Origin of the sequence: Arthrobacter sp. NicSoilB4 (assembly GCF_019977335.1) — a bacterium.
Taxonomy (GTDB): Bacteria; Actinomycetota; Actinomycetes; order Actinomycetales; family Micrococcaceae; genus Arthrobacter.
Genome location: NZ_AP024653.1, coordinates 3,859,872 through 3,881,459, shown reverse-complemented (window position 1 = coordinate 3,881,459; position 21,588 = coordinate 3,859,872). Strand labels below are relative to the sequence as shown.

Genomic DNA, 21,588 nt, shown 5'->3' with positions numbered 1-21,588 from the left:
CTGAAGAAGTGAACCTCGAGACCTACAACGCGGATCCGCTCACCGAGGACGTGTCCGACGAAGCCACGGAGGCCGCACCGAAAACGTATGCGCCCCTCGATGCAGCCGCAGAGTCCCAGTCGGACCTCAGCGCCGAGATGAAGGCCCTCGGCGATGCCTACGCCCAGGCCCTCGGGAACGGCGCCCCGGCCGAGATCCAGCCACGGCTGGACTACGCCCCTTACCGCAGCAGCGTCCTGCGCCACCCCACCAAGAACCTGCACCACGCGGACCCGGAAACCATCGAGCTGCACTCTCCCGCATTCGGGCACATGGACGTGCACGCTCTGGAAGCCGACCTCACCATCGCGCACAACGGCGAACCGCTGGGCGAACGCATCGTCGTCTCCGGCCGCGTCCTCGACGGCGACGGCCGCCCCGTCGCCGGCCAGCTCGTGGAAATCTGGCAGGCGAACTCCGCCGGCCGCTACATCCATAAGCGCGACCAGCACCCCGCACCGCTGGACCCCAACTTCACCGGCGTCGGCCGCTGCATCACTGGCGCCGACGGCTCGTACAGCTTCACCACCATCAAACCCGGCGCCTACCCGTGGAAGAACCACCTCAACGCCTGGCGCCCGGCCCACATCCACTTCTCCCTGTTCGGCCAGGAATTCACCCAGCGGATCGTCACCCAGATGTACTTCCCCGGCGACCAACTCTTCCCGCTGGACCCGATCTACCAGTCGATCGTGGACCAGGACGCCCGCGACCGGCTCGTCGCCACCTACAACCACGAGCAGACCAGGCCCGAGTGGGCCCTCGCCTACAACTGGGACATCGTCCTGACCGGGTCCAAGCGGACTTGGACCGAGAACGAGGCCCTGGGCGCAGAAGGAGACGACGATGAGTAAACTCACCCCGACCCCCGGCCAGACCGTGGGCCCCTTCTACGGCTATGCGCTTCCCTACACCAAGGACCGCGAGCTGCTGGCCCCCGGCTCCCCGGGTTCCATCCGGCTGCAGGGCACCGTGTACGACGGCGCCGGGCACCCCATCCCGGACGCGATCCTGGAGATCTGGCAGGCCGACGCCGAGGGCAAAGTCCCGCACCGCACCGGCTCGCTGGTCCGCGACGGCTACACCTTCACGGGCTTCGGCCGCAGCGCGGTCGGCAACACCGGCGTGTTCACCTTCACCACGGTGAACCCGGGCCCCACCGAAGACGGCGCGGCACCGTTCATCGCCGTGGCGGTCTTCGCCCGCGGCCTGATGAACCGGCTCTTCACCCGGATCTACCTGCCCGAGAACGAGGCGGCGCTGGCCGCCGATCCGCTGCTGTCCTCGCTGGACCCGGAACGCCGCAGGACCCTGATCGCACGCCGCGACCCCGACGGCGGCCTGACCTGGGACGTCAGGCTCCAGGGCGAGGGCGAAACCGTGTTCCTTGACTTCGAGGGCGCCTCGAAGTGACCCCTCGTGAAACTAGTGGAGCCGCTGCTGGCGATGCCGGGGGCAAGGGTGACCTTGGCCTGGACGGTGACCTTGGCCTGCTGAGTCCTGTCTCGGCGTCGCCCCGCGTGGCGGCGCTGACCGGGGACCGGGCCGTCCTGGCCGCCATCCTCCGGGTGGAGGCCGGCTGGGCCGCGGTCCTCGAGGGCGCGTCCCTGGCTCCCGCCGGGTCCGCGGCGGTGGTCGCCGCGGCCGCCGAAGTGGGCCGCTACGACGTCGCCGGCATTGCCGTGCGCGCCCAGGACGGCGCCAATCCGGTGATCCCGCTGCTGTCGGACCTCCGCCGGCAGGTCGAGGCGCTCGACACTGCGGGGATCGGCGCGTCGAAGGCCGTGCACACCTCGCTGACCAGCCAGGACGTGCTCGATTCAGCCCTGATCCTGCTGGCCAGGGACGCCGTCAGCGGGCTGCTCACCGAACTGAAGGCAACGACGGCGGCGCTGGCCGGCCTCGCGGAACAGCATGCGGACACGCTCTGCGTGGGACGCAGCCTCACCCAGCACTCCCTGCCGTTCAGCTTCGGACTCAAGGCCGCCCAATGGTTCCACGGCCTCGCCGCGGCGGCCCGCCGGCTCGAGGCCCTCGAGTTCCCGGTGCAGACCGGGGGTGCGGCGGGAACCCTCGCGGCCGGCACGGTGCTGGCGGCAGGCTCGGGTGTCAGTCCGTTCGAGCTCTCCGACCGGCTGGCCGCCGAGCTCGGACTCGCCGCCGTCCCGGCGCCGTGGCACACGAACCGGCTGCCGGTGACCTCCCTCGGCGACGCCCTGGCCGCCGTGACCGACGCGGCCGGCAAGATCGCCTCCGACGTCCTCTTCCTGAGCCGCCCGGAGGTGGCCGAGCTCGCCGAACCCCGTGCCGCGGGCCGGGGAGGGTCCTCGGCCATGCCGCAGAAGCAGAATCCGGTGCTGTCCGTGCTGGTCCGCAGCGCAGCCCTGCAGGCACCCGGCCAGGCCGCCCAGCTGCACCTGGCCGCCGCCAACTTCAACGATGAACGCCCCGACGGCGCCTGGCACGGCGAATGGCCGGCGCTCCGCCAGCTCCTCCGGCTCAGCCTCGGCGCCGCCGTGCAGCTCCGGGAAATTACCGAAGGCCTGCAGGTCTTTCCCGACGCCATGCGGCGCAACCTGGAGCTCTCCGGACCGCTGCTGCTCAGCGAAGCCGTCACGGCCGCCGTCGCACCGCTCCTGGCTGTACCGGCCGCCGGACAAGCCGGACCGGCTGCCGGACAAGCCGCCGCGGACGGCAAGCAGCGGCTGCAGTCCGTCGTCGACCAGACGCTCCTGGTCCCGGCCGCGGACCAGGCCGCCACCTACCGGCGGCTGCTTCGCGCCGCCGTCCCGATGGAACTGCTCTCCGATGCCCGGATCGAGGAGCTCCTCGATCCGGCCCGCTACCTCGGCCAGGCCGCCGAGATCTCCCGCCGCATCCTGGCGGCCTACCCGGAGTACAGCGCCAGCGTCACCGACACAGGCGCCGGAATCCCCGAGCTATCACCGACCCCCGAGCTATCACCGACCCCCGAGCTGAATGGAGCCCCCCGTGGCTAGACCCACAGTCAAGGCAGTACTGCTGTCGCCCCAGCGTCCGCTGGGGGACAAACCCCTCCTGGTGGTGGGCCCGTCCCTGGGGACGTCCACGCTGCTGTGGACCCAGGCCGGCGCCCTGCTCGGGGACGACGTCGACGTCGTCGCCTGGGACCTGCCGGGCCACGGCATCTCACCGGCCGCCACGGAGACCTTCACCGTCTCCGAGCTCGCCGACGCCGTCGTCGAGCTGGTCGATTCCATTGCCCCCGGCGCGCGGTTCCACTACGCCGGGGTCTCCCTCGGCGGCGCCGCCGGGCTGCAGTTGGGCATCAAGCATGGCGAACGCCTCAAGAGCCTGTCCGTGCAGTGCACCGGCGCCAGGCTGGGCACTCCGGAGGGCTGGCTGGAACGCGCCGAAACCGTGCGCATCCAGGGAACCCCGGTGATGATCCAGGGCTCTGCGCAGCGCTGGTTCGCGTCCGGCTTCATGGAGCACCAGCCGGAGCTCAGCAGCCGGCTGCTGCACAGCCTGCGCGACGCCGACCGCTTCAGCTACGCCTTCTGCTGCGAAGCCCTTGCCGCCTACGACATCCGGGACGAACTCGGCAGCATCAGCGTCCCCACGCAGGCTATCGCGGGTGCCAAGGACGGCGTGGCACCGCCGTCGCTGGCCGCGGAGATCGTCGAAGGAATCACCGCCGGCGGCGGCACCGCCAGTGCCGCCACCCTCGAGGGCGTGGCACATCTGGCACCGTTCGAGGCGCCCGGCCACGTCGCCGAGCTGATGCGGAGCCTCATCAACTGGGCCGAATCCGCCGGAGCAGCAAAGTGAGCGGCGCAGATCCCAGCGGCGCGGCGCGGCACGGCGTTGTCCAGCCGGACGCCACCAGCCAGGAAATCTACGACGGCGGCATGGCGGTCCGCCGCGAGGTCCTCGGCGCCGCGCACGTGGACCGTGCCAACGCGAACAAGGATTCCTTCACCGAGGACTTCCAGGACATGATCACCCGGATCGCCTGGGGCGGCATCTGGACCCGGCCGGGACTGAGCCGCCAGATGCGCTCAGCGGTCACCATCACCGCCATGGTGGCCCACGGGCACTGGGAAGAGCTGGCGATGCATCTCCGCGCCGCCATCACCAACGGCCTGAGCCGGGACGACATCAAGGAAATCCTGCTGCAGACCGCCATCTACTGCGGGGTCCCCTCCGCCAATACGGCATTCAAGACCGCGCAGGAGGTGTTCCATTCCATGGACAACACAGAAATGGACCCGACAGCATGAACCAGGCTTATCTTTACGACGCCGTGAGGACTCCGTTTGGCAAGTTTGGCGGCGGGCTTGCCGGTGTCCGCCCGGACGACCTCGCAGCCCACGTGATCGGTGAGATGGTCCGGCGGGCCCCGGGCCTCGACGCCGGACGCATCGACGAGGTGGTGTTCGGCAACGCCAACGGCGCCGGCGAGGAAAACCGCAACATCGCCCGGATGGGCACGCTGCTCGCGGGGCTTCCCGTGTCCATCCCGGGGACCACGGTCAACCGGCTCTGCGGGTCCTCGCTGGATGCGGCGATCATCGCCTCCCGCCAGGTCAACACCGGCGACGCGGACCTGATGCTGGTCGGCGGGGCCGAATCGATGTCCCGCGCCCCCTGGGTGCTGCCCAAGACGGAGAAGCCCTACCCGGCCGGTGACATGGCCCTGGTTTCCACCACGCTGGGGTGGCGGCTGGTGAACAAGGCCATGCGCCCGGACTGGACCGTGTCCCTGGGCGAGGCCACCGAACGGCTGGCGGAGAAATACGGGATCACCCGGCAGGCGCAGGACGAGTTCTCCGCGAACTCCCACAACCTGGCCGCCGCGGCGTGGGACGAGGGTTTCTACGACCGGCTCGTCGCCCCGGTCCCTGGCACGGACCTGGTCCGCGACGAGGGCATCCGTCCCGGGTCCTCGGCGGAGAAGCTCGCCGGTCTGGCGACCGTGTTCCGGACCGGGAACGGCACCGTCACCGCCGGGAACGCCTCCCCGCTCTCCGACGGCGCGTCCGCGGCGTGGCTCGGCTCCGAAAACGCCGCCGGCATCCTGGGGATGGACCCGCTGGCCCGCGTCGCGGGCCGCGGCGCGCACGCCAACGATCCGCAGTTCTTCGGCTACGCCCCGGTGGAGGCCGCGAACAAGGCCCTCGCGAAGGCCGGGATCGGCTGGGACCAGGTGGGCGCCGTCGAACTGAACGAGGCGTTCGCGGCGCAGTCCCTGGCCTGCGTCAACGCCTGGGGCATCGACCCGTCGATCGTGAACAGGCACGGCGGCGCGATCGCCATGGGCCACCCGCTGGGGGCGTCCGGCGCCCGGATCCTCGGCACCCTCGCCCGGTCCCTGGAGGCCTCCGGGCAGCGCTGGGGCGTCGCCGCGATCTGCATCGGCGTCGGCCAGGGCCTCGCCGTCGTCCTCGAAAACGTCACCTCATCCGCCGCCCCGGCAAAAACACTGCCGGCAAACCAAGTAAAGAGCTAGGACATGCTGAACTTCGTAGACAGCGTCAACGAGGCCGTCGCCGGCGTCAAGGACGGCTCCACCGTGATGATCGGCGGTTTCGGCAACGCCGGGCAGCCGTTCGAACTGATCGACGCCCTGATGGACTGCGGCGCCAAGGACCTCACCGTGGTCAATAACAACGCCGGTCAGGGTGATCAGGGCCTGGCCCTGCTGATCAAGGAGGGCCGGGTGAAGAAGATGATCTGCTCGTTCCCGCGGCAGTCCGACTCCTGGCACTTCGACACGAAGTTCCGGGCCGGCGAGATCGAACTAGAACTCGTTCCCCAGGGCAACCTGGCCGAGCGGATCCGCGCCGCCGGCGCCGGGATCGGCGGCTTCTTCACCCCCACCGGCTACGGCACCATGCTGGCCGAAGGCAAGGAAACCCGCATCTTCGACGGCAAATGGCAGGTCTTCGAAACCCCCATCCACGCCGACGTCGCGCTCATCAAGGCGCTCACGGCCGATGCCAAGGGCAACCTCGTCTACCGCAAGACGGCCCGGAACTTCGGCCCCATCATGGCCGCCGCGGCCCGGCACACCGTGGTCCAGGTCTCCGAAATCGTCGAGGCCGGGGGGCTGGACCCCGAAAACATCGTGACCCCCGGAATCTACGTCAACAGCATTGTTAAGGTGGCCTGAGATGAGCGTCCAGACCCGTATCCAGACCTCCGACAAGCCGCTGGGCCGCGACGACCTGGCCCGCCTCGTGGCCCGGGACATCGAGCCAGGCTCCTATGTGAACCTCGGCATCGGCCAGCCCACACTGGTCTCCAACTACCTCGAGCCGGAGCAGAACATCACGCTCCACACCGAAAACGGCATGCTGGGCATGGGCCCCGAGGCCACCGGAGGCCAGATCGACGGCGACCTCATCAACGCCGGCAAGATTCCGGTGACCGAGCTGCCCGGGGCTTCCTACTTCCACCACGCGGACTCCTTCGCGATCATGCGCGGCGGGCACCTGGACATCTGCGTGCTGGGGGCCTTCCAGGTCTCCGCCACCGGCGACCTCGCCAATTGGCACACCGGCGCGCCGGACGCGATCCCGGCCGTCGGCGGAGCCATGGACCTCGCCACCGGGGCCAAGGACGTCTTTGTTATGATGACGCTCCTGACCCGCGAGGGAGTCTCCAAGCTCGTCGAAACGTGCACCTACCCGCTGACCGGGATCGGCTGCGTGACCCGGATTTACACGGACAAGGCCGTCTTCCTGACCGGTCCCGACGGCGTGAGCGTGCGGGAGACCTTCGGCTGCACCCTCGAGGAACTCCAGGAAATGGTCCCGGTACGGCTCAAGGCCGCGGCCACCGCGGGGAGCTGACCGGCGGCTCGCACGGATAGAGTGATGCGGGACCGGGAGGGGTGGAGATGATTGACGCAGCAAAGGCCGCCAGGGCCGATGGCGCGCCGGTGGCCAGCGACCAGTACGTGCAGTCGCTGGCGCGCGGGCTAGCGGTGATCCGCGCGTTCGACACGGACCATCCGAAGATGACCCTGACCGAGGTGGCGGCCCGGACAGACCTCACCCGGGCCACCGCACGCCGGTTCCTCTACACGCTCGTGGAGTTGGGCTACGTCCGCACCGACGGCAAGATTTTCGCCCTGACCGCCAAGGTGCTGCAGCTGGGCTACGCCTACTTGTCCGGGCTGTCCCTGCCGCAGCTTGCCCAGCCCCACCTCGAGGAGCTGTCCCTGCAGCTGGGGGAGTCGACGTCGGCCGCCGTGCTCGAAGGTACGGACATCGCCTACATTGCCCGGGTGGCGACGCGCCGGATCATGACCGTAGGCATCACCGTCGGCACCCGCTTCCCGGCCTACGCCACGTCGATGGGCAGGGTGCTGCTGGCGGCCCTGCCGCCCGCCCAGCTGGAGGAATACCTCACACGCGCTGACATCCTGCCCCTGACCCAGAACGCCATCGGAACACAGGAGGGTCTGCTTGCGGAACTGGCCAACGTGAGGACCCAGGGCTGGTGCCTGCTCAACCAGGAACTTGAGCCCGGCCTAATGTCCGTCGCCGCGCCGGTCCATGACGGGCCCCAGACGGTCGCCGCCATCAACGTGTCCATGCAGGCCCAGTCCGTTGCCGCCCGGCCGGACCCGGAGGCCTATCTGGACTCCGTGCGGGCAGCAACCGTGGCCGCCGCCGGACTCATTTCCGCCGACCTCTCCTCCGGACACTGACGCTTGCTAGGTGGAGCGCCCCGGAACCGGTGATGTGGAGACCGTGATGGTGACCCCCGCGGCGTCGTCACGGATCTTAAGGTGCAGGTCCTTGCCCACGAGCGAGGCATGGATGTCCTCGCTGTCCGCGGGGGCGAGCTGCTCTGCCAGCCGTGTGACCGCCAGCGCCATGGCACGGCCCCAGTCGTGGGGATCCATGCTGGACGCCTCGGCCTCGGCCGAGTAGTTCTCCTGTGGTTCGGACATGAGCTCCTGCTTCCCGCCCAGTACTGAGCATGGCCAGTCTAGTGACCCCTGCGCGCAAGCGTCCACGGTTCGCGCCCCGGCTGCCGGTGTTTAGCGCGGAACCCCGCTAGGATTTCAAACCGGGACACACCACGCCCCCCTGCCTTCGAAGGACGCCATGCCAGAGAACAATCCCGCGCTTGACAGCAGCACCGCGACTGACGGCAGCACCGCGCCCGACAGCACAACGCAGCCTGACAGCACAACGCAGCCTGACAGCACAACGCAGCCCAGGCGCGCCGCCGTCGTCATCAACCCCGCCAAATCATCCGGTCCGGCGCTCAAGGGCGCAATCTACCGGCTGTGCGAAACGCAAGGCTGGGCGGAGCCGCTCTGGCTCGAAACCACCGTCGAAGACCCGGGAACCGGGCAGGCGCGCGAGGCGCTGGAAGCGGGGGCCGACGTCGTGATTGCCGCCGGCGGCGACGGCACCGTGCGCTGCGTCGCTGAGGTGCTCGCGGGGACCGGAACGCCGATGGGACTGGTGCCGCTGGGAACCGGCAACCTGCTGGCCCGCAACCTCGGTGTTGACATCACCGATCCGGTATCCGCCTGCTACGACGTGCTCAACGGCAGCGAAAAGGCCATCGATGTCGTCAAGGCCCGGCTGGACCACTCGGACGACGAACAGGTCTTCCTGGTCATGGCCGGACTCGGCTACGACGCCGCCATCATGGCCGACACCGTTGATGCGCTGAAGGACCGGATGGGGTGGCTCGCGTACGTCGAGGCCGGCATCCGCAAGCTCCCCGGCAAACCGGTCAAAGCGAAGATCAGCGTCGACGGCGGCGAACCCGTCCGCCGCAGGATCCGCAGCGTCATGATCGGCAACTGCGGCCGGATCATGGGCGGCGTCGAGATCTTCCCGGACGCCAAGGTCGACGACGGCGCGCTGGACCTGCTGATCCTGGCGCCGCGCGGCCGGCTCGGCTGGCTGGGAGTTGTGGCCGGGATCTTCGGCCGGAACAAGAACGAGACCGAATCCGTGGAGTACTTCCAGGGCAAGTCGGCCGAGATCACCCTCGAGCACGAGCAGGAATTCCAGCTGGACGGTGACCACCTCGGCACCGGAACGCATCTCGCCGTCGCCGTTGAGCGCGACGCCCTGAAAATCCGGATGGCCTCCTAGCAAGAGCCGAAGCCGGCGCCGGCGATACTTGTCTGTCCGATATCCGGTGCCAGCCCAAGGGCGTGTGTCCGGGTAGTGAGTACTACCCGGACACCGCCGCCGGAGGGCTGTTCTCAAAGGCAAGTATCAACCCGGGTATCAACCACTCGTGACCGCGGTGGTCCCACCAACTTGGATTGGCTCAGGCATCAATTGATGAAGCCAATTGCCGTTTGGAGGGAGTCGCAATGGCACGCATATTCCTTGTCGTCATGGATGTTCGGCCAAATGACCGGACAGCCTTTTTTTATGCGGACAAAGCGTCGGTCCGCCCGCGGCCCGTTGACCCCTGCGGGCACCTGTGACACCCAAGACCGAGGGCACGCGCCTTACGCTCTCCCTCCATGGCGCCGGCCGCAGGGCCGTCCGCAATCCCGTCCGCAGTGCCGTCCCCAGTGCCCTCCCCAGTGCCGTCCCTACAGGGGGCACGGTTGCCGACCTCGCTTACGCGTCGCACGCCCTTCGCACACCCCTCGTCCTCCACGGCGCCAGCGCAACGCTGGCGCCCCAATGGCGGCCCCCCGCCCCTCGACCCACGGCGGCCGCTCCCGGCGTTCCGGCAGGCATTCCCGCCACGGCGCAGTCCACCCGGGCGAGGCCCTCCGGACGGGAATGGGTGCGGTTCCTGCGCCGCCTGCTGCGCGGCACGGACTCCGTTCTGGTCGTCGTCTCGGTCATGGCTGGATTCCTCGTCCCCTTCGAAGGCGGCCAGCCCTCCGCGGGAACGTTTGCAGACTTGAACGGGGCCTTCATCGCGGCTGTCCTTGGTGTGATGTGGGTTGCAGCCCTGAGCCTCTACCGCACCCGGGAACCGCAGATCCTGGGGGCCGGGAGCAACGAATACAAGAGGGTGGCTGCAGCCAGCGGTGCAGTCTTCGGGCTGCTCGCCGTCCTGCTGGTGGCGTTCCGCATCCAGCCGGCTTCGGCGTTCTACCTCGTGTCCCTCCCGCTGGGTCTCATTCTCCTGCCGGGCAGCCGCTGGATTGCCCGCCGCTGGTACAACCAGCGGCAGGCCCAGGGGCAGTTCCTCGTCAAGGCGATTGTGATTGGCCAGGCCGAGGATGTGCGGTACGTGCTCAAGCGGATCGCCCGCAACACCGGCGCCGTCTACGAAATCCTCGGCGTGTCCATGCCCGGCGGGAGGCGGGGGACGACGCTGGACGTCGACGGCCGCCGGGTGCCGGTCCTGTCCTCCACCGATGACGTCGTCCGGACGGTTGGCCGGTGCGGGGCGGAGGCGGTCATCGTGGCCGGTCCGGTGCCCGGCGGCAACCAATACATCCGCGAACTGGGCTGGGGGCTGGAGGAGCACCAGGCCGAGCTTGTGCTGGCATCGTCCCTGACCAACGTTGCCGGCCCCCGAATCCACTGGCGTCCGGTGGAAGGGCTGCCGCTTATGCACGTGGATGTGCCCCGCTACAACGGTGCCAAGCATGCCTGCAAACGGCTGCTGGACATTGCAGTGGCCGCGACGGCGCTGGTCCTGCTTTCGCCGGTGCTTCTTACCCTGGCGCTCATCGTCAAACACGATAGCCCGGGGCCGGTCCTGTTCAGGCAGGAGCGCGTCGGAAAAGCCGGAAATCCTTTCCGGATGCTCAAATTCCGGTCCATGGTGGTCAACGCCGAAGCCGGGCTGGCCGGGCTGGGAGCACAGAACGAGGGCGCCGGTGTGCTGTTTAAGATGCACAACGATCCCCGGGTCACCAGATGCGGGCGCTGGATGCGCCGCTACTCGCTGGATGAACTGCCGCAGTTCTGGAACGTCCTGACCGGCGAGATGAGCCTGGTTGGACCCCGCCCGCCACTGCAGCGCGAGGTCGGCGGCTATGAGCGCCACACGCACCGCCGGCTGCTGATCAAACCGGGAATTACCGGGCTGTGGCAGGTCAACGGACGGTCGGACCTGCCGTGGGATGAGGCCGTGCGCCTGGATCTCTATTACGTCGAAAACTGGTCGATCATGGGCGACGTCATCATCATGTGGCGCACCTTCAGGGCAATGTTCGCGCCCGCGGGCGCGTACTGACTGAGTAAGGAATCAAAATGACTGAAACACGTTCGGGGTACTCCCACGGCTTGGACCGGGTCGCATCCAACAGGCAGCTCAGGGCGGCCGTCATCGGCGCCGGCTACTGGGGACCCAACCTGGCCCGGAACTTCACGGCAAGCCCTGACTGGGAGTTGGCCGGAATCGTTGACCTGGACCTGCGAAGGGCCGCCAAGCTCGCGGCTGCACAGGGCGGGGTTCCCGTCTTCAGGTCCATCGACGAACTGCTGGACATGGCCGACGTCGACGCCGTTGCGATTGCGACGCCGGCCCACACGCACCACGGCATCGCCCTGACGGCGCTGAAGGCCGGGAAGCATGTGCTGGTCGAGAAGCCCCTCGCGGACAGCCGGGCCAAGGGGCTGGAGATGGTCGACGAAGCGGAGGAACGCGGGCTGGTCCTGATGGCGGACCACACCTACTGCTACACCCCGGCCGTGCTGAAGATCCGTGAACTGATCGCCGACGGGTCCCTCGGCGACATCCTTTTCATCGACTCTGTCCGGATCAACCTGGGACTCGTGCAGCCGGATGTGGATGTTTTTTGGGATCTCGCCCCGCATGATCTGTCCATTCTCGACTTCATTCTTCCCGACGGGCTGCGGCCGGTGGAGGTGACAGCCCACGGCGCGGACCCCTTGGGAACGGGTCAGGCCTGCGTCGGGCACCTGACGTTCGCCCTCGCCAACGACGCCATGGCCCACGTCCACGTCAACTGGCTGAGCCCAACCAAGATCCGTCAGCTCGTGGTGGGCGGTTCCCGGCGGACCCTGGTCTGGGATGACCTGAATCCGCAGCAGCGGCTCAGTGTCTACGACCGCGGGGTCAGCCTTGACCGGCAGTCGCCGTCGGCGGCGGACCGGAAGAACTCCGCCATCTCCTACCGGCTGGGCGACACGTGGTCGCCGGCGCTGCCCGAGCACGAGGCGCTTGGCGAGATGGTGGCCGAGTTCGCCAGCAGCATCTGGCAGCAGCGGCCCGCCCGGACCAGCGGCGCCTCCGGCCTCCGCGTGCTGTCCGTGCTGGAGGCCGTCAGCGACAGCCTCAGCGCCGACGGGAAAGCCAGCATCGTCGTCGGGAATGAACCCCAGCTGGAGGCAAGCAGATGAGCATCCTGCAGGGGGCGCAGGTCCTGGTCACAGGCGGAGCCGGGACCATCGGGTCCACGGTCGTGGACCACCTGCTCGACGCCGGCGCCGGCAGGGTCGACGTGCTCGACAACCTTGTACGTGGCCGGCGGGCCAACCTCGACCCGGCGATCGCCAGCGGGCGGGTCGAACTCGTCGAAGGCGACCTCAGGGACCGGGACCTGGTCCACGACCTGAGCCGGGGCAAGGACATAGTCTTCCACCAGGCCGCGATCCGGATCACCCAGTGTGCCGAAGAACCCCGGCTCGCCCTCGAGGTGCTGGTGGACGGCACCTTCAACGTGCTCGAAGCCGCGGCGGCGCAGCGTGTAGGCAAGCTCGTGGCGGCCTCCAGCGCCTCGGTCTACGGCATGGCGGAGACGTTTCCGACGCCGGAGCGCCATCACCACCACAACAACGACACTTTCTACGGCGCGGCGAAGTCGTTCAACGAGGCCATGGCCCGCAGCTTCCGGACCATGTCCGGCCTTGATTATGTACTCTTGCGCTACTTCAACGTGTACGGACCGCGGATGGACGTCCATGGCCTCTACACCGAAGTGCTGGTGCGCTGGATGGAACGCATCGAGGACGGGTTGCCGCCGCTGATCCTGGGCGACGGGCAGCAGACCATGGATTTCGTCCACACCCGGGACGTGGCCCGGGCCAATATCCTGGCCGCGGGCAGCGCGGTGGACGAGGGCGTGTACAACGTCGCCAGCGGTGCAGAGACCAGCCTGCTGGAACTGGCCCGGGCGCTGCTGCGGGCCATGGATTCGGAACTGCCCGTGGAGCACGGCCCGGAGCGGGCCGTCAACGGCGTCGTCCGGCGCCAGGCGGATACGACGGCGGCCCGGCGCGACCTTGGCTTCATCGCCGAAACCGGGCTCGAGGAAGGCCTGCGGGAACTCGTGGACTGGTGGCGGCCGCTGCGCGCTGAAATCGCGGACGCCAGGGTGGGCGGTGCGCTGTGACGGTCAACCAGGACCGGGCGCTGAGCCGGATCAACGTGATGAAGCCGTGGCTGGGACCGGAGGAAGCCGAGGCCGTGGCCGAAGTGATCGCCTCCGGCTGGGTGGCGCAGGGACCCCGCGTGGCGCGCTTCGAAGAAGCCTTCTCCGCCGCGCAGCAGGCCAGCCATGCCGTCGCGGTCTCCAACTGCACCACGGCCCTGCACCTGGCCCTGAAAGTGGCCGGCATCGGCCCCCGGGACGACGTGGTTGTGCCCTCCTTCTCCTTCATCGCCACTGCCAACGCCGTCACGTACGTGGGTGCCCGGCCGGTCTTCGCCGACGTCGAGGCGGAATCCGGGAACGTGTCAGTGCGGACACTCGCGGCCGCCCTGACGCCAGCCACCCGCGCGGTGATCGTGGTGGACCAGGGCGGCATGCCGGTGGATCTGGACCCGATCCGGGCCCTCTGCGACGGACTGGGCATCACCGTCATCGAGGACGCGGCCTGCGCCGCGGGCTCCACCTACCGGGGCCGGCCGGTCGGAGCGGGCGCCGAGCTCGCGGCCTGGTCATTCCACCCGCGCAAGATCCTCACCACCGGGGAAGGCGGGATGCTGACGATCCGCAACGCCGTCTGGGCGGACCGTGCCCGGAAGCTCCGCGAACACGCCATGAGCGTCTCGGCGAACGACCGGCACACCGCGGTCCTGGCCCCGGCGGAGGAGTACGGGGAGATCGGGTTCAACTACCGGATGACAGACATGCAGGCCGCCGTCGGGCTGGTGCAACTGACCCGGCTGGGGGAGGCGGTGTCCCGACGCCGGGCCATCGCCGCAGCCTACCGGAAGGCACTCGCCGGCGTGGAGGGCCTGCGCTTCAGCCAGGACCCGCTCTACGGCACCAGCAACTTCCAGTCCTTCTGGGTCGAAGTCCTGCCGGAATTCCCCCTCGGGCGCGAGGAACTGCTGGAACGGCTGGCACTGGACGGGATCTCGGCCCGGCGCGGCATCATGGCCGCACACCGGCAGCCCGCCTACGCCGGCCGGGACACCGGCGGGGCGGACCTGTCCGTGACGGAGCGGCTCACGGACCACACCCTGATCCTGCCCGTCTACCACCAGTTGACCCTGGACGAGCAGTCCCGGGTCATCCAATCGATTCTGAAGGCTGCGGGGGCAACTTATGACTGAACTGCTGCTGATCGGCGCGAGCGGCCTGGCCCGCGAAGTGCTGGCCTGTGTGCGCGAAAACGGCCAATTCGACGTCGTCGGGGTCCTCGACGACGACGAATCCAGGGTGGGGTCAACCCTGGACGGCGCCCCGATCCTTGGTCCCGTCAGCCACGCCCTGCGCTACCCGGAGGCGCGCGTGGTCGCCTGCATCGGTGCGGGGAGCGCCCGCGAACGGGTTGTCGCCAGACTCGGGGGCCTGGGTTTTCCGAGCTACCGCTTCGCGACGGTGGTTGAACCTTCGGTGCGGGTCCCGTCCTGCTGCGAGATCGGTCCCGGCAGCATCCTGCTGGGCAATGTCACCCTGACCACCGGGGTCACAGTGGGGAGCCATGTTGTGATGATGCCCGGGGTGACGATGACCCATGACGACGTCGTGGAGGACTTTGCCACCCTCGCCGCCGGCGTGTCGCTGGGCGGCGGCGTCAGGATCGGGCGTGCAGCGTATCTGGGCATGAACTCGTCGGTGCGGGAAGGCATCAGCGTGGGGGCAGGAAGCAGGGTCGGCATGGGAGCAGCCGTCCTGGCCGACGTGCCCGACGGCGAGACCTGGGCCGGGGTCCCGGCGCGCGTGCTCGAACCAGCGGCCGCAGTCGGCGGTGCGCGATGACCCGGCCCCTGAGTATCAAAGTCCCCGTCCCGATGGTTGATCTGGGCGCCCAGCAGGACGAGATTGCGGATGAAGTCGAGGCGGGGCTGAAGGACGTCTTCACGCAGGCCTCGTTCATTTCAGGACCCGCCGTGGCCGAATTCGAGCAGTCCTATGCCCGGTTCCTGGGCGCCGGGAATTGCGTGGGGGTGGCCAACGGAACCGATGCCCTGGAACTGGCGCTGCGCGCAGCCGGAGTCACGGCAGGCGGGGAAGTCATCCTCCCCGCCAACACTTTCATCGCAACCGCCGAGGCAGTGAGCCGGATCGGTGCGGTGGCGGTGCCCGTCGACGTCGACCCGGAGCACCTCCTGATCGATCCCGACCGGGTGGCTGCGGCCGTGACACCCCGGACGCAGGCCATCATCCCCGTCCACTTGCTCGGCCAAACCGCCTTTGTTGAGCGGCTGGTCCCGATTGCGTCATCCTGCGGAGCCGTCATTGTCGAAGATGCCGCCCAGTCCCAGGGCGCCACCCGGAACGGCCGCTTCGCCGGCACCCTGGGGCTGGTGGCCGGTACGAGCTTCTATCCGGGCAAGAACCTCGGTGCCGCCGGGGACGCCGGAGCTGTGGTGACGGACGACGCTGACATTGCGGCCCGCGTGCGGATGCTTGGCGCCCACGGCAGTGAGCAGAAGTACCGGCACACCGCCGTCGGCATGAATTCGCGCCTGGACACCATCCAGGCGGTGGTGCTCAACGCCAAGCTGCGCAGGCTGGCCGGCTGGAACGAACGACGGCGGCGGGCCGCGGACCGCTACCAGGAACTGCTCGCGGACCTGCCCGGCGTCGTCCTTCCCCGCAGCGCCGAGGGCAACACCGACGTCTGGCATTTGTACGTTATCCGCGTCGCAGAACGGGACCGCGTGCTTGCGGCCTTGAACGATGCGGGCATAGGCGCGGCCATCCACTACCCGGTTCCGGTGCACCTCAGCGGCGCCTACCGGGGACTGGGACTTGGCCCCGGATCCTTCCCTGTCGCAGAGCAGGCCGCCGGCGCGATCCTGTCGCTGCCGATCTTCCCGCACATCAGCGAAGCGCAACAGCAGTATGTGGCGGACCAGCTGCGGGCAGCCCTGGGCCTGCCGTGACGACGACGACCCCCAGGACACGACGGGGACTGCTCCTCACCGCCCTGGCCCTGTACCTGGTCGGACTGGCCTTTGTCGGCGTCTGGCCGGCGCCGGTGGACCGTCCCTTGGCGGGCCTCCTGCGGGATGTCATCGACGCTGTGCGGGGCCACCCCCTGACCTCCGGCATCACGTACGCGCACATCGAAGGGGCTGCCAACGTCCTCCTCTTTGTTCCTTTTGGGGTGATAGTCGCCCTCATCCTGCCGACCCGCTGGTGGTGGCTTGCGGCGGCCGGCGGCGCGCTGACATCCGCCGCGATCGAAACCGTGCAGTACCTGGCCTTGAGCCAGCGCACGGCGAGCCTGGGGGACGTCGTGAACAACTCGCTGGGCGCCCTGCTGGGGGCGGCGGCAATCCGGATCATCCGGACACACCCGGCCCGCGAAACTACGCCGCTCGTCGCCGGTGACCGCGAGACAGATCCAGCTGCAGATTCCTTACTGAGGGGGAGTTCCATGCGAACCATCGCCGAAACCGCAGACGTGGCAGACGCCGCCGTCATTGGAGATGGCACACGAATCTGGCACCTCGCGCAGATCCGCGAGGGCGCCACGGTGGGCAGCAACTGCAACATCGGTCGTGGCGCCTACGTGGGCCCGGGGGTCGTCATCGGTTCGAACTGCAAGCTGCAGAATTACGCGCTGGTCTACGAACCGGCGCGTCTCGCCGACGGAGTCTTCGTCGGGCCCGCGGCAGTACTCACCAACGACCTGCATCCCAGGGCGGTGACACCCGACGGAACGTTGAAGGACGCCGAGGACTGGGACGCTGTGGGCGTGACTGTCGGCAAGGGCGCGTCCATCGGCGCCCGTGCCGTCTGCGTCGCCCCGGTATCCATCGGCGCATGGTCCACGGTGGCCGCCGGAGCGGTTGTCACGCGGGACGTACCGGACTACGCCATGGTTGTCGGCATCCCCGCCCGGCGGGCGGGCTGGGTGGGCGAGGCGGGGCACCCGCTGAAACAGGACGACACCGGCCGTTGGCTGTGTCCCGCCACGGGCCGGCGGTATGTCGAGGACAACGGTCAACTGGCGCCCGCTGCGGCGGACTGAGAGGAAGTCATGGAGCAACCGGCAGGCAGCAAGGTGGTCCTGGGCGGAACGCCCGTCGACCTGACGGAATCCGGGCCCGCACTGGACCTTATTCTGCGGCGCGCCGCCATCCCCGGCCCCCGGCCGCTGGCCGTGGCCTCGGTCAACCTCGACCACCTCAACCACTTCGGCACGGGGGGCCGCTGGTCAGGAACGCTGCATGCCGATCCCGGCAGCGCCGTGGACTGGGTCTACCTGGTCGACGGCGCCCCTCTGGTGTCCCAGGCGCAGCGGCTGACCGGACGCCGCTGGCCCCGCCTCGCCGGCAGCGACCTGGCCTCCCCGCTCCTGGCCCGGGCCGAGGAACTTGGCCTGAAAGTTGGCTTCCTGGGCGGCACGGAAGATAACCAGCGCCTGCTGGCAGGGAAGCTCGCCGCCGAACGCCCACGGCTCCGGGTCGCCGGGATGTGGTCCCCGGCCCGCAGCGAACTGGAATCGGTCCACGGCTCTGAGAGGATCGCCGGGCAGATCGAAGACTCCGGCGCGCAGATCCTCTTTGTGGGCCTGGGAAAACCACGCCAGGAACTGTGGATAGACCGTTATGCCGCTCTCACCGGAGCAGGGGTCCTGCTGGCTTTCGGTGCCGCCGTGGACTTCCTGGCCGGCCGCGTGCAGCGCGCCCCCGAGTGGGTCAGTCGTCGCGGCCTCGAATGGGGCTACCGCTTGGCCCTTGAGCCGAGACGGCTCGCCGGCCGGTACCTGCTGGCCGGACCGCCTGCCTATCTGAGGCTCAGAACCGGCTCCTGCACCGTGCCGCAGGACCATCCGGAGGCAAAGTCCCTGCCCGCCGCCGCGCCCCGGACCCCAGGGCGGTTCACCGGGCCGGACGGGCCGGTGGATGCCGCCGTCGTGGTGGTCACCTACAACAGCGCCGGAGACATTGACGCCCTGCTGCAGGGCCTGCGGGCGGAGACGGCCGACCTGACGTTGCGGGTGCTGCTGGCCGACAACTCCTCCCGGGACGGCACCCTGGAGATCGTCCGCGACAGGCACCCGGATGTTATCGCCTTCGCGACCGGCGGCAACCTGGGGTACGCCGCCGGCATCAACGCCGCCCTGCGCAGAGCCGGTGACGCCGAGGCCTTGGTGGTCCTCAACCCGGACCTTACGGTGGCGCGCGGCTGCCTGAAGGCGATGCTGCAGCGCCTGCGCAGCTCGGACGCGGGCGCTGTGGTGCCGAGGATCCGCGCGGCGGACGGGGCCACCAGCCCCACGTTGCACCGCGAACCGGGCATCAGCCGCGCCCTTGGCGACGCCCTCGTGGGGCGGAGGGCGTCCGGCCGCCCCGGCTGGCTGGCTTCGACGGATTTTGACCCGGAAAGCTACGCCCACGCGCACCCCGTCGACTGGGCCAGCGGCGCCGCGCTGATGGTCAACCGCAGGCTGGCCGATGCTGTGGCGTGGGACGAGTCCTTCTTCCTCTACTCGGAGGAGACGGACTTCTTCCGCCGGCTGCGGATCTGCGGCGGGACCGTCTGGTACGAACCTTCCGCCACCGTGACCCATGAGGGCGGCGGCTCCGGCGCGTCGCCCGGCCTGAACGCCCTGATGGCCGTGAACCGGATCCGTTACATCCGTAAGTACCATTCCCCGGCGTACGCCACGGTGTTCCAGGGGGCCGTTGCCCTCGCCGAGCTCCTGCGCTGCTGGAAACCTGAGCGCAGGGGTGTGCTGGGCACGGTGCTCGATGAGGGGAGCTGGACCGCCCTGCCCGGCCCGAGCAGGGACGCTGCGGACAGCGCCGACCCCGGCGGGTTCCCGCGCGGTTCTGTCATCATTCCGGCGCACAACGAAGCCGCCGTGATCGCGCGCACGCTCGCGCCGCTGGCGCCGCTGGCCGCCACAGGGCAGCTGGAGGTCATCGTGGCCTGCAACGGATGCACCGACCGCACCGCCGCGATCGCGCGGGGATTCGACGGCGTCAACGTGCTGGAAATGGGGCAGTCGTCCAAGGCTGCCGCGCTCAATGCGGGGGACGCCGCCGCCTCACAGTGGCCGCGGCTCTATCTTGACGCGGATGTGCAGATCAGTCCGGGCGCGGTGCGCGCCGTCTTTGCGGCCCTCAGCTCGGGCCAGGTACTGGCCGCGCGCCCGGCGGCCCGCTTCGACCTGCAGGACGCCCACCCGCTGATCCGCTCGTACTACCGGACCAAACTCCGCCTTCCGTCCGCCCGCGGTGGTCTGTGGGGAGCCGGCGTCTATGGCATCTCCCGTGAGGGGCGGCAGCGTTTCCAGCAGTTCCCCGGGCTGACGGCCGATGACCTGTTCGTGGACCGCCTCTTCGAACCCGCGGAAAAGGCCGTTCTGGACGTGGACCCCGTGGTCGTCCGCCCGCCCCGGACACCGCGGGACCAGGTGGCCGTGCTGCACCGCGTTTACCGCGGCAATGCCCAGCAGAACGGCGCGCACAGCGGAGGGCACAGTACGGCCGGCCGCACGCTGTCAGAGGTTGCCCGCTCAATCCGAGGTCCGCTGTCCGCCGCCCATGCCCTGGTGTACGTGGCGTTTGCCCTGGCCGGCCGCCGCGGCAGCGGGCGCCGGGGGGAATGGGAACGCGACGCCAGCACCCGGCAGCCGGCCACGGGCGGCCATCGGGACTGACGGGACGCGAGCCACGGGACTGTGCCCGCCGTCACCGCCCGGGAACAGGGCGGTGCGCGAGGATCTCGGCGAGTTCAGCCAGCCGGTGGGCCCGGGCGGATTCCGCCGGAGTAAACGGCTCGCCGGGGCGGCTGAACGTGATCGGACCGTGCCACGCGGTCGGGATCCGCAGCACACTCCCGTCCGTTGGCAGCGCAGTGCCAGCTCCGGCCCGCGGGGCCGTGCCGGCGGCAGGTGCCGTATCCGTATCCGGCACAACTTCGATCCGTGCGTGCAGCAGCTCCGCCACCGCCAGCGGCAGCTCGTCGGGATTGGCTGCGATCCTGGCCGCGAGGCTCAGCGCCCCGGTCTGCCCGTCGGCCATGGCAAGCGCCGTGGTGGGCCAGACATGCGGGTCGCCTCCGCCGCCGTCGCGCAGCGCTTTGAGCAGTTCGGCTTCGCGCAGTTCGCCGGGCGCGGACAGGACAAACTCGTCCAGGACGCCGCCGTGGACGGGGTGGACATGGATGCTCAGGATGTTGGTGTCCAGCCGGGCCAAGGACTGCGTGAGTTTCTGCAGCGAACCCGGACGGTCCCGCAGCACGGTGCGTGCCCGCCACAGGGCCGGTGCGGCGCGGAGCCGGCTGCGGTGGCGCAACGCGGGGGCATGCAGCCAGGTCCGGAGCATGCGCGTCGCGGATGGTTCGGCCACCCAGATGACCAGGACGGTCGCGGTCAGCGTAAGGACGAGGACCTTGGCCACGTAGGGCAGGTGCGTTCCCACCACCGCCGCGTGGACCAGGAGCTCGATGGGCAGCATCACTGCAACGTTTGCCAGGGTCAGCCGGGTTTTGGTGGGTTCGGGCATCTGGCCGCAGACTTCGCAGCTCAGCTCGGTGGGGGCCGGCGTTCTGCCGTGTTCTCTGCGACGGGCCGGGGGCTTCATGAGTCCCATGATGTCCGCCCGCTGTTACGGCCCTATTGCCGGCCGGTGACGATTTCGTTCGGGCTAGCGGCTGCGTTCGACGGCGGCCCGGACCAGGTGTTCGTCCGCCCGCTCCGGCGCGGTGTGGTCGCCCGTCCGGCCGTGCTCCGGGCCGGCGATGTGGGTCAGCAGGTCACGGATCTCGGCCAGCAGGGCCGTGTCGGCCGGGAGCGCCTTCTCTTCCGGCTCCGCAGTGGCGAGGCGCTTCCTGACCATATGGTTGATCCGGTTCATCGGCGCCACGAAGATGAAGTAGACGACGGCGGCCGTGATCAGGAATGTGACGAACGCGGTGATCACCGCGCCGAAGTTGACGAACGTCTTGTCGTTGCCCGGCCAGATCCAGAAGCCCAGGCCTTTGGTCTCGACTCCGCCGGCCGCGGCGATGATGGGGTTCACGATGTTTGAAGTAAACGCGCTGACCAGGGCGGTGAATGCGGTGCCGACCACGACGGCGATGGACAGTTCGATCACGTTGCCGCGCAGGATAAAGTCCTTGAATCCTTTGAGCATGGGGGTCCTCCGTGTGCCTTGATTAACTCGGTGTGCCGTGATCCCGGCGCGGGGATCAACCGCTAGACGCTATCACCTCTCCCGCCTTGT

General features: G+C 69.2%; 21 protein-coding genes and 1 pseudogene. 19 read left to right on the top strand and 3 right to left on the bottom strand.

From position 1 onward, the window contains the following. The first annotated feature begins 50 nt into the window (after window positions 1–50). Genes pcaH through LDO13_RS17785 form a run of 9 tightly spaced genes read left to right on the top strand, consistent with a single transcriptional unit; the run spans window position 51 to window position 7,738 of the window. Complete coding sequence (gene pcaH, locus LDO13_RS17825) at window positions 51–893, top strand: protocatechuate 3,4-dioxygenase subunit beta (RefSeq protein WP_224049836.1); 843 nt, start codon at window positions 51–53, stop codon at window positions 891–893. Beyond that, entirely contained in the window at window positions 886–1,452 is a 567-nt protein-coding gene (gene pcaG / locus LDO13_RS17820) for a protocatechuate 3,4-dioxygenase subunit alpha (RefSeq protein ID WP_224047986.1), read from the top strand. The genes pcaH and pcaG overlap by 8 nt, the downstream gene beginning before the upstream one ends. 59 nt (window positions 1,453–1,511) lie before the next feature. Then, the gene (locus LDO13_RS17815) at window positions 1,512–3,038 is read left to right on the top strand and encodes a lyase family protein (protein ID WP_224049835.1); all 1,527 of its coding nucleotides are present in this window, start codon (window positions 1,512–1,514) and stop codon (window positions 3,036–3,038) included. After that, the gene (locus LDO13_RS17810; RefSeq protein ID WP_224047985.1) at window positions 3,031–3,849 is read left to right on the top strand and encodes an alpha/beta fold hydrolase; all 819 of its coding nucleotides are present in this window, start codon (window positions 3,031–3,033) and stop codon (window positions 3,847–3,849) included. The genes LDO13_RS17815 and LDO13_RS17810 overlap by 8 nt, the downstream gene beginning before the upstream one ends. Next, on the top strand, window positions 3,846–4,301 hold the full coding sequence (gene pcaC, locus LDO13_RS17805) for a 4-carboxymuconolactone decarboxylase (RefSeq protein ID WP_224047984.1): 456 nt from the start codon (window positions 3,846–3,848) through the stop codon (window positions 4,299–4,301). Before LDO13_RS17810 ends, pcaC begins: the two co-directional genes overlap by 4 nt. After that, on the top strand, window positions 4,298–5,530 hold the full coding sequence (locus LDO13_RS17800; protein WP_224047983.1) for a thiolase family protein: 1,233 nt from the start codon (window positions 4,298–4,300) through the stop codon (window positions 5,528–5,530). The genes pcaC and LDO13_RS17800 overlap by 4 nt, the downstream gene beginning before the upstream one ends. A 3-nt stretch (window positions 5,531–5,533) precedes the next feature. Then, complete coding sequence (locus tag LDO13_RS17795) at window positions 5,534–6,193, top strand: 3-oxoacid CoA-transferase subunit A (RefSeq protein WP_224047982.1); 660 nt, start codon at window positions 5,534–5,536, stop codon at window positions 6,191–6,193. Window position 6,194: 1 nt separating this feature from the next. Further along, window positions 6,195–6,875 (top strand): 3-oxoacid CoA-transferase subunit B, encoded by a 681-nt coding sequence (locus tag LDO13_RS17790; RefSeq protein ID WP_224047981.1) that lies wholly within the window; start codon window positions 6,195–6,197, stop codon window positions 6,873–6,875. Window positions 6,876–6,922: 47 nt separating this feature from the next. Next, window positions 6,923–7,738, top strand: a complete 816-nt coding sequence (locus tag LDO13_RS17785) for an IclR family transcriptional regulator C-terminal domain-containing protein (protein ID WP_224047980.1) — start codon at window positions 6,923–6,925, stop codon at window positions 7,736–7,738. A gap of 6 nt (window positions 7,739–7,744) precedes the next feature. On the opposite strand, the gene LDO13_RS17780 is transcribed toward LDO13_RS17785, so the two are convergent. Beyond that, window positions 7,745–7,984 (bottom strand): hypothetical protein, encoded by a 240-nt coding sequence (locus LDO13_RS17780; protein ID WP_224047979.1) that lies wholly within the window; start codon window positions 7,982–7,984, stop codon window positions 7,745–7,747. Window positions 7,985–8,141: 157 nt separating this feature from the next. Here LDO13_RS17780 and LDO13_RS17775 point away from each other — a divergent pair, with 157 nt between their 5' ends. The 10 genes and pseudogenes from LDO13_RS17775 (at window position 8,142) to LDO13_RS17730 (ending at window position 20,021) form a co-directional block, all read left to right on the top strand. Beyond that, the gene (locus LDO13_RS17775) at window positions 8,142–9,152 is read left to right on the top strand and encodes a diacylglycerol kinase family protein (RefSeq protein WP_224047978.1); all 1,011 of its coding nucleotides are present in this window, start codon (window positions 8,142–8,144) and stop codon (window positions 9,150–9,152) included. Window positions 9,153–9,492: 340 nt separating this feature from the next. Then, a complete protein-coding gene (locus tag LDO13_RS17770; RefSeq protein ID WP_224047977.1) occupies window positions 9,493–11,217 on the top strand; it encodes a sugar transferase in 1,725 nt (574 codons plus the stop codon). A 17-nt stretch (window positions 11,218–11,234) separates the two neighbouring features. Beyond that, the gene (locus LDO13_RS17765; RefSeq protein ID WP_224047976.1) at window positions 11,235–12,347 is read left to right on the top strand and encodes a Gfo/Idh/MocA family oxidoreductase; all 1,113 of its coding nucleotides are present in this window, start codon (window positions 11,235–11,237) and stop codon (window positions 12,345–12,347) included. Further along, window positions 12,344–13,339, top strand: coding sequence for an NAD-dependent epimerase/dehydratase family protein (locus LDO13_RS17760; protein WP_224047975.1), 996 nt, complete (start codon window positions 12,344–12,346; stop codon window positions 13,337–13,339). Before LDO13_RS17765 ends, LDO13_RS17760 begins: the two co-directional genes overlap by 4 nt. Further along, window positions 13,336–14,508 carry a DegT/DnrJ/EryC1/StrS family aminotransferase gene (locus LDO13_RS17755; RefSeq protein WP_224047974.1) on the top strand — a complete coding sequence of 391 codons (1,173 nt, stop codon included), beginning with the start codon at window positions 13,336–13,338 and terminating at the stop codon, window positions 14,506–14,508. The genes LDO13_RS17760 and LDO13_RS17755 overlap by 4 nt, the downstream gene beginning before the upstream one ends. Then, on the top strand, window positions 14,501–15,157 hold the full coding sequence (locus LDO13_RS17750; RefSeq protein WP_224047973.1) for an acetyltransferase: 657 nt from the start codon (window positions 14,501–14,503) through the stop codon (window positions 15,155–15,157). Before LDO13_RS17755 ends, LDO13_RS17750 begins: the two co-directional genes overlap by 8 nt. Window positions 15,158–15,189: 32 nt before the next feature. Continuing rightward, complete coding sequence (locus tag LDO13_RS17745; RefSeq protein WP_224047972.1) at window positions 15,190–16,287, top strand: DegT/DnrJ/EryC1/StrS family aminotransferase; 1,098 nt, start codon at window positions 15,190–15,192, stop codon at window positions 16,285–16,287. After that, window positions 16,284–16,634 (top strand): annotated as a pseudogene (locus LDO13_RS18665) (VanZ family protein); the annotation flags it as partial. The gene LDO13_RS17745 and the pseudogene LDO13_RS18665, both read left to right, overlap by 4 nt. 150 nt (window positions 16,635–16,784) lie before the next feature. Continuing rightward, entirely contained in the window at window positions 16,785–17,381 is a 597-nt protein-coding gene (locus tag LDO13_RS17735; protein WP_224049834.1) for an acyltransferase, read from the top strand. Window positions 17,382–17,390: 9 nt separating this feature from the next. Then, window positions 17,391–20,021, top strand: a complete 2,631-nt coding sequence (locus LDO13_RS17730) for a WecB/TagA/CpsF family glycosyltransferase (RefSeq protein WP_224047971.1) — start codon at window positions 17,391–17,393, stop codon at window positions 20,019–20,021. A 31-nt stretch (window positions 20,022–20,052) separates the two neighbouring features. Here the strand turns inward: LDO13_RS17730 and LDO13_RS17725 are convergent, their stop codons facing one another. Both LDO13_RS17725 and mscL read right to left on the bottom strand, forming a co-directional pair. Continuing rightward, window positions 20,053–20,946: an ACT domain-containing protein gene (locus LDO13_RS17725; protein ID WP_224047970.1), complete on the bottom strand. Its 894-nt coding sequence runs from the start codon at window positions 20,944–20,946 to the stop codon at window positions 20,053–20,055. Between the two features lie 63 nt (window positions 20,947–21,009). Next, window positions 21,010–21,498, bottom strand: coding sequence for a large conductance mechanosensitive channel protein MscL (mscL, locus tag LDO13_RS17720; protein WP_224047969.1), 489 nt, complete (start codon window positions 21,496–21,498; stop codon window positions 21,010–21,012). Between the last annotated feature and the right edge of the window lie 90 nt (window positions 21,499–21,588).